Raw genomic sequence first — 7,988 nt, 5'->3', positions numbered from 1 at the left:
TTGTCGCCGCGTCTGCTGTCAGTCGCGAGACTGATCAACGCGTCGACCATTTTGTCTTTGACCGCCTCGCTCCACAGATGCGGATCGGGCAGCGGATCAGGCTGGGCTTGGACACGCGCGATCGGCGCTGGAGGAGCGTCGAACATGTCCAGTTGCCATGCTGCTACTTCTGGTTGCATGGGAATCTCCGAATGAACGGGAACCCATGCCCGCAACGGGATGGTTCCCGTTGGGGTGAGGGGTCAAGACCGCCCGTGCGGGTCTTGACTTTCAGGCGTAGCGACTAGTCGTCAATGCCTGTCTTAAGTGGAACGACCACTGCGGACTTGGCGTACTGACGTTTGATGGGCGTGACGTTGGCGTCGGCGGTAGCCGGAGCGACAACGGCGGGCGCGGGCGCCTTCGCATCCTCAGCTTTCTCCTCTTTCAACGCCGCTTTGATGGATCTCTTGATCCAGACAGCGACGGTGAAGGAGACAAACAGAAAGGCGAAGAACGAGTGCGCGGCAAACCACAGGGCAAAGCAAACAGCGACCAACCAGCCGGGTGATTTCATCGCCTTGAATACCAACTGCTTCGGCATTTTTCTCTCCAGAAAAAGACGCACTAGGGGATGTCCAGCCAGTACAGCGCTGGATGGTTTTCGATGCTCGGGTGAGCAGGAAAAACGGGCGCGCGGAGAGGCGCTTTCGTCACGGCTCGATAAAGGCGTGGCGGAAGCAGCTCACTGCGGATGAAAGAAGAGATCGGAAGCACGCGCACCGATGCTTGGCGGCGGCTCGAGTCGATGCGTCGTTGACGCGGGGATAACAGGCAATTTACGCGCGGCGCCGATACGCGTGGTCGGGAAAGCTTCCATTTTTATAGGGCCTTTCGATTTTCGGGCGCTCTTGACAGTGCCGCATCGCATCCCTGACTTCTTCCACCCCCTGTCATGCTGATCTACATACACAACGGAGGCAGCGGATGTTCTTAGAGATACTTGTCGCAGTCGGCGGTTACCGCTTGTTCAAAGGGCTTCGGCGGCGGCGCCCGTCCGGATCGCGGAGTGCCGGTCGTGTGAAGCGCTCATCGCATGAAATCGGTGAGGCTGGTGAAGCTGTGGCGCAGGCAAAACTCCGCACGACGCTTCAATGGCTATGCGGCGACGACTTCTACCTGCACGATGGGCCGTTACTCATCGAACACGCTCCCGGCACAGCGTTTCCCACGGCAGAGATCGATCACCTCGCGAGCCGGGCCCGCGCGGCAGTGTTGATGTACGCGGAGACGTCGGCAAACAGTCTTCTGGACGACAAGACACGCTAGCCCGCTAGCGGTAATTTCGCCAAATTACAAGAGGGAATTCTAGGTAACTACTTCCATGCGAATACTTAAAAAGCGCTTAAGTGTTACAGAAATGAACCGTTAAACGTTTGCTTTCGACAGAAAAAACGCGGCTTTCGTCCTTAGCGGGCGAAAGACGGGTCAAAAAGGGCGTCTTTCGTGAGCTGAAATCTGTAACCCGACCGTTACGATCGGTTACACATTGACGGAGATAGCGAAGGGTGTCGCAGTGTAGGCAACAGGTAACAACAGCACTTTCGTTTCCGCAAGGCAGGCTCCTTGTGGCGTTTCACGGCAGCGCGCGGGGGCGCTGCGGCAATCTGGAGAGAAGTTTTGTCCTCAAATAAAGACGATTCCAAGAAAGACCTTCAACTGCGAAAAACCGAACTCCAAGAGTCGTTGGACGACATCTTCGGCGGTATCACGGCGAGCGGGGCCGAGCGTTCGAAGTTTGAAAAGGTCGCCCGGCAATTGTTCGGCGATGGCGACGAGTTCACCGAGCTCATCGGCCAACTTGCCGAGAACATGATGGCGATCTCTGAGGCTCGAGCGCGAATCTCATCCGACCTGCAAACGATCGGTGGGCAGTTGATCAACTCCATGCACTTAATCAAGAACGTAATGGTCGCGAGGTCCGGCAACAAGACCAGTACGTTGCGGAAGGCCGCGACTTTGGGCTATTCGTACTTTGAACTCTCACTTGGCGTGAAGTACGCGGCAGCCCGCCAGTACATGCGTTGCTACGAAGCTTTCGCAGACAACACCGAGGCAATTCGCGTATTCAACGTCGGCGAACTTGACATTCTTGCGGCCGACCACGTGACTGACGAACAGGTCACAGCAATCCTGGAGGCCAAGAAAGCCAACGATCAGATGACGCGCGAGGACGTCAGGAAAATGCTTGCTACGTTGCAGAAGCAAGAAGAGGCTCTCGCGGACCGGCAGGTACAAGTCGACAACTATAAGACTCTGTTGGAAGACAGCAAGACCGCTCAACGAGTGGCCGAAGACGAAGCACGTCGTCTCCAACAGCAACTAGAGGCGACGGGCAAGCTCATCGCCGACAAAGAGGCGCAGTTGCAACGCATGGACAGCTACTACACCGGCCGTCAAGCCGGACTTGCGAACCTGGAAAAGGACCTCGCAGATAAGGACAAGGAAATCTCGAAGCTCCTCTCCGAGAGGAACGCTTTGCTCAACCGGAAGCCCGAAGTACAGGTCAAGGAAGTGCCTACCACTCCTGAAGGCTACAAGACGCTGTCCGAATCGCTAGAAAAGCGCAATGCGGAACTCCAAGCAATCGAGGAGAGGCTGCTCGAAAAGCGCGCGGAACTCGCACAACTGCAAGCGGATCGGGAAAAGGAATCGCACGCGCTTGAAGCTGCGAGCCGCGTGCAGGCCACGATGGTCGAGGCCGTGTCTGCATTCGAAGCGTTTGCCGGCAAGCTATCGACGGCACAGGTTGCGGTCCAAGCTTGCGAGGCTCCGGAACATCATCATCCAATGATCGAAACGCTCGCGGCGATGATGCGCAAGTATCTGACGGAAGTCGAAACGGCACTGCGCAAGTAGTCAGCGCTCGCCGGACGAGAAGTGATGAGGCGGAAGCGAACGTGGTCGCTTCCGCACGTAACCAAAAAAATAAATATTATGACGATCAACATTCTAGACGCCGTCGAGACCAATATTCCGCTTCCAACGTATCTTGCCGAGAAGATCCAGCGGACCAACTACTCGCTCACCGCTGTGATGCACAAGGTGCTTGCACGGTACAGCGACGCAGACGCCTTCTTTGGCGTGTCTTTCGAGAACATGGAAACGCTCAAGGCCCACGCCGTACCCATGGCGAAGCTGATGAATATGCCGTTTCTAGCGCTGTCCCCAGCTCTTCAGGATCCTCGTGACTGGTCGACGTTCGTCGACGGCATCATGCATTCTCAGACAGTGACAAAGCTGTCGTCTGCGATGCCGTTCGTCGACGACGTGACCGCACGCGATATCTTCCATTACAACTGCAGCTACGTTTCTCTGCTGAAAGACGTGCTGCACCAGAATGTTCTCGCCGCACCCTTGCTTGGCATTTCGTTCGAACTGGCCGAGTACTTGATGAGCTTGCCAATCGGTCGACTCGAAGCCGCTATCGGGGGTATTCGCTTTCCGCTGTATAGATGGCGGTTTGATGACGCACTATTCTGGATTGAATACCCTGCTGGCCATCTTACCGAAGAGTCGGTGGCGCACTATGTCATGCGCACGTCCACGCTCAAAGCGAGCGCGCTTCCCTATAAGAACCTGTGGTCCGATCTGCGACTCGACCGCGCCAAGCGAGAAGTTTACGCGCGTCTGATGATGACTCAGGGCTGCCGGGCCTCAACGGCAACGAATTTGTTTAGCCTCAACTCGGCCATCACTCGGAACACTTACCGCCAGATCCACGGCGTCAGCTCGCCTTGCGGCAACAGTGCAAGCTCCCTGACTTGGTACGTTGAGCGCCCGGTACAACGCCTACAAGCGACCATGCTGGTATGGCTCTATCGTTGCGCACTCAAGAACGGAGCCAACATTCCCGAAGCGCTCATTGCATCCAACGACGTGCTTGACAAGATGTTCGGGCCCCGGCTCCTTCTCTCTGCCGACCGAGCAAACCACCTCACCCGCTCGATGGCCATGGATTCGCGCCTGAACGTGGCGCCGTGTAGAAGCTGCGGCACCGATTACATCCTGTCCAACGACGAAGGAAAGATCGAATTGGCGAAGGACTTCGTGTGCCCAGGTTGCGAGAGCGACCTTAGGCCCCGCCATAGTGAACCGAGAAGCAAGGGAAAAAAGCGTTCAAAGAGCAAGTGATAAACAGGAAAAGGAGGTGTCCAGGATGTCCCACGATTTCTCAATCGAGGCCGGTCTAGTCGTCTTTTCACACGACGGCCGCGCGCAGTTTGGCTGGCTCGACTTAGAGACGGGCGCCTATTACTCCGAGGCCGACGGACGCTGCATTCCGGACGCAATCGGTGCAATCGAATTTCACTCCGACGTGACGCACTGAGCAATGCAGGACTTCGCCTACCTCTTTCCCGACAGCGCCGCCGCGTGGCTCGAAGGCCGCGGCGACGCGCGATTCCAACGGTACGAGAGGCACTACCGCGCAGATCGAGCAACGGCGCAGTCGCAGGAGTCGTTCGACCTTGAGCAAAGCAACATTCGCTTCGCGCAAAGATTCGGCTCAGGCAGGCGGCAGTTCGCGGCCGTGTCGAAAAGCAAAGCATTCGGCGCGCTCGCAACTTTCCTGATTCTCCTTTGGGGCGGCACCTTGCTCCTCTCTTCAGTCGGCGCGACGCAGCCCGTCGCCGTCGCGGCGGTGCTCGGCGTCGTCTTCGTCGCCTTGCGCCTGAAGCACTTTCGTGCCCGCGCCAAACATCGTTAGCAAACGGTTGCGATCAAACAACGGTGCGGATTTCCAACCCCTTACCGGCTATTACAATGCGTGCGCCGGCGATTGGCCAACGGCAATTTGCCAACGAGGAAAGCGGTTTCGAGGCGGACTTCTAAGACGACTTGACTTCGAACACCGCTCGATAAGATGAAAGTAAGCAGATCGCGGGGGCGACTGCAATAACTAGATCGGAAACAACAAATGACGATTCAGAAAAACTTCAAACTCTCGATGGCCGCGATCGCTGCATCGCTGCTCGTGGCTGCTTGCGGCGGCGGTGGAGGCGATTCCACGTCCGGCTCCGCATCACCACCGTCTGGTGCGAGCCAGCCTGCGACTTCCAGCAATCCTGTAATCGCACCGCAGACTAGCGTTCCTGCACCGACTTATGCGGCGGGTACAGGCCAGTATGGCATGTTTACAACCATCAATGCCTACAGGTCACAGATGGGCGTAGGCATGGTCGCTCAAGACTTGTTGCTCGACGCGGCAGCGCAGAGTCACGCTCAATACGAACAGATGAACCTCACAAGTGGAGCAGAGACGTCTCTCAGCCACACCGAGAACTCTGCGAACCCTGGCTTCTACGAAGCCTGGCCGTACCTACGTGCGCGCAAAGCGGGCACTGCGGCGAATCTCTGGGTTGGGGAAGTCGTTGCAGCGGGTTGGAGTGCCGACAACAGCAGGGAGAACGATGGAACGCGCTGTGTCCAGCAATGGATCAATACCGTCTATCACCTCGCGTCGCTCGTTGGCAACCAAACGTCCGTCGGGCTCGGATACGTAGCACCCGCAAGCGCATCGTCACTGTCTTTCTGCGTCGCCGATTTCGGCGCTGTCTCCTCTCCTGCACCGACGACGGAAAACGACTACAACACGACTCCCTACAATGCCGGGCAGCAGATTGCAGTCGGCCAAGTGGTCCATGCGCCGTACATGAACGAAACCAACGTCGCGCTGGCAATGCACACTGAGATTCCGAATCCGGCACCGGACCTCTCGGCGCCCGGACGACCGATTATGGTGAGCGTCAACGCGCAAAACCGGAATGTGCTTACGGTGGACAGCTTCGAACTGAAGGACGCATCGGGTAACGTTGTACCCGCGCGCATTCTGGTTCCCGCTGCAGCAGTATCAGGTTCGAAGGCAGCGGTGACGGCGGACGTTAATAAGAATCTGTTCGCCGGGACTGCTTTCTTGCTACCGCTCGCGCCTTTAACGGCCAACACCGTTTATACAGCGACTTTCTCGGGTGCGCGCGACGGCACTCCGGTCAGCACTTCGTGGCAGTTCACAACGGCTGCAAACTAATAGGCACCGACCGGCTGGACACTAAAATAGAGAAAGCGCCCTAGCGGCGCTTTCTTTTTTGAGGCACCGGATGAGCTCACCGCGCGACGAGCTGGCCTGCAAAGCCGCTCCGGCCTAGCTAGCCCCCTCCGCCGCCACAGGTAATATTTTCGGGCTGTACCAAGCCAGTGACGCGATTCACAGAGTTGTCTGCATTCACGTAGCAGTAGATGACATAGGTCGCCGACGTATCGCCACAGGAGGTCACAGTGACACGCGGACCTTTGCCAAAGTAGACCCAACAAGCAAGTCCCAGGCAAGAGTTGCCGCCAGCCGGATACACACGATCCGGCCCTCTGGTGACCTGATATCCATACGTGGGCGCAGCAGTGATACAGTCCACGGCCGGATCCCCTGGCGGATTTTTCGTTGGGGGCGCTGGTTCATTGCACCCGTAACTCCAAGAGCTTCCACTCCAGACAGGTGCCGATGAGAAGCCGAACTGGCATGAGGGAGGTGGTGTAGCACACCGATACCGCACACCGATTTTCTGCCACGAGTATCCCGGATCGCAACCGGGGGCGCGAGGAACACCTATCGGATTTTGCACCCACTCCGCGTTCGAGGTTATGGGAGCCGTTAGCGTACCGCTAAGCGTCACGAGCAATGTCAGCGACACTACCGTCTTTATTCGCTTCATGTTCTATTGATTTGAGTAGTTGCAGCCGACGTCGACTTGCGCTTGCAGGCCAAGCTGATCTTGCACAAGCGTATTCGCGCCGTCAGCGAGCACGTCATATATCTGAAGGACCCATTGCGAGCCGTTCCAACCCATCGCGTAACGCGCTCCGGCAATCGGCGGATTGTGATTGGAATAATCGGTCGTCACCGACTGCGGGATGATTCGATACCATGCCGTGCCGCCAGGACCGCATGCGGGCGGATTCACGCCCCACCCGTTGTACCAACCGCTGTACTGCGCGTCGGCCGACTGGTTGCTAACGAGACTGCTGGCGCCGACCCAGTTTCCCCACTTGTTGCATACGTACATGAGGTTGTTGCGGATGGTCACGCCGTTCCAACCGCAGTTGCCGGCGGCAGCGTTGATATTCGCGACGTTCGTGTCCACGACATTGGCATTCACAGTTCCGCTCGAATTCACGTCCCCTACATTGATCGGCGCAGAGCCAGTTCCCTGATAGTTCTGGACGTACAGCGCGCCTTTGGTACGAACCGCCGCGTTCACGCTGTCCCCGTAGTACATCGCTCCGTTGTCAATCTGAAGGCTGTTCCCCGCCTGCAACTTCATAATCTTGTTCGCGCCGAGCGTCACATTGCCGACGTTCTGCATGTCCTGGTTGTTCGCGTTCATCGTGCCCGTCAACGGCAGTGCGCCGTCACGACGGTAGTAGGGCGAATTACCGTCCGCGCCAAAGCCGTTGATCGCCAGTACCATCCCAGCCTTGCTGCCTACTGGGTTAGGCAACGTCCACCCGCCATGAATGCCGGTGACCGTCGCAGGCGTGCGGTTTGTCGAGTAGCCGAACTGTGCTCCCCCCGTAGCCGTGAGCACGCCTGCACCCGCGATGTCAGCCGTCTTGTCCTTCATGCTGATAAGCGGCAAGCTCGGATAGATCTGCGATGCGATATGGCAGTTGCCCGCTGCGGTGGAGCAGTTGTCGGGCACGATCGACAGCGCAATCTGATAGGTTCCGCCCCAAAAAGGACCGTCCTTGAACGAGACTTTGTTGTTAGCCTGCGCGCTCAACTGAGCGAGCGTGGGCGCGGCTATCGCAGTGGACGTCGTCTGCGAAAACCCCGCCGGAACGAGCGACGCGTAGTTGTTAGTGAGGTAGCTGCCAAGAGCCGAGTTGATCGACGCAATGTTCTGCCCTTCGATCTGGAGCAGGTTCTGGCGCTTGGCAGAAATGTCTTCTTTGAT

8 protein-coding genes are annotated in these 7,988 nt (G+C 57.5%); 6 read left to right on the top strand and 2 right to left on the bottom strand.

Going from position 1 to position 7,988, the window contains the following annotated elements; translation table 11 throughout:
• Positions 1 to 283: 283 nt before the first annotated feature.
• Positions 284 to 583 (bottom strand): hypothetical protein, encoded by a 300-nt coding sequence (locus tag AWB81_RS38700; RefSeq protein ID WP_062643438.1) that lies wholly within the window; start codon positions 581 to 583, stop codon positions 284 to 286.
• Between the two features lie 476 nt (positions 584 to 1,059).
• Here AWB81_RS38700 and AWB81_RS38695 point away from each other — a divergent pair, with 476 nt between their 5' ends.
• From AWB81_RS38695 to AWB81_RS38675, 6 genes are all read left to right on the top strand, one after another.
• On the top strand, positions 1,060 to 1,308 hold the full coding sequence (locus AWB81_RS38695) for a hypothetical protein (protein ID WP_144444315.1): 249 nt from the start codon (positions 1,060 to 1,062) through the stop codon (positions 1,306 to 1,308).
• Between the two features lie 297 nt (positions 1,309 to 1,605).
• The gene (locus AWB81_RS38690) at positions 1,606 to 2,898 is read left to right on the top strand and encodes a hypothetical protein (RefSeq protein WP_144444314.1); all 1,293 of its coding nucleotides are present in this window, start codon (positions 1,606 to 1,608) and stop codon (positions 2,896 to 2,898) included.
• 78 nt (positions 2,899 to 2,976) lie between these two features.
• A complete protein-coding gene (locus AWB81_RS38685) occupies positions 2,977 to 4,173 on the top strand; it encodes a FlhC family transcriptional regulator (RefSeq protein WP_062643440.1) in 1,197 nt (398 codons plus the stop codon).
• 25 nt (positions 4,174 to 4,198) lie between these two features.
• Complete coding sequence (locus AWB81_RS46630; RefSeq protein ID WP_165830008.1) at positions 4,199 to 4,369, top strand: hypothetical protein; 171 nt, start codon at positions 4,199 to 4,201, stop codon at positions 4,367 to 4,369.
• A 3-nt stretch (positions 4,370 to 4,372) separates the two neighbouring features.
• Positions 4,373 to 4,747: a hypothetical protein gene (locus AWB81_RS38680; RefSeq protein ID WP_062643432.1), complete on the top strand. Its 375-nt coding sequence runs from the start codon at positions 4,373 to 4,375 to the stop codon at positions 4,745 to 4,747.
• 210 nt (positions 4,748 to 4,957) lie between these two features.
• On the top strand, positions 4,958 to 6,067 hold the full coding sequence (locus AWB81_RS38675; RefSeq protein WP_087135496.1) for a CAP domain-containing protein: 1,110 nt from the start codon (positions 4,958 to 4,960) through the stop codon (positions 6,065 to 6,067).
• 682 nt (positions 6,068 to 6,749) lie between these two features.
• On the opposite strand, the gene AWB81_RS46100 is transcribed toward AWB81_RS38675, so the two are convergent.
• Positions 6,750 to 7,988, bottom strand: a 1,239-nt coding sequence (locus AWB81_RS46100) for a hypothetical protein (protein WP_062643427.1), incomplete at its 5' end; no start/stop codon positions are given.

It is taken from the genome of Caballeronia arationis (assembly GCF_001544975.2).
Taxonomy (GTDB): domain Bacteria; phylum Pseudomonadota; class Gammaproteobacteria; order Burkholderiales; family Burkholderiaceae; genus Caballeronia; species Caballeronia arationis.
The sequence above is the reverse complement of the archived record's forward strand: the minus strand, read 5'-3'. Positions and strand labels throughout refer to the sequence as shown.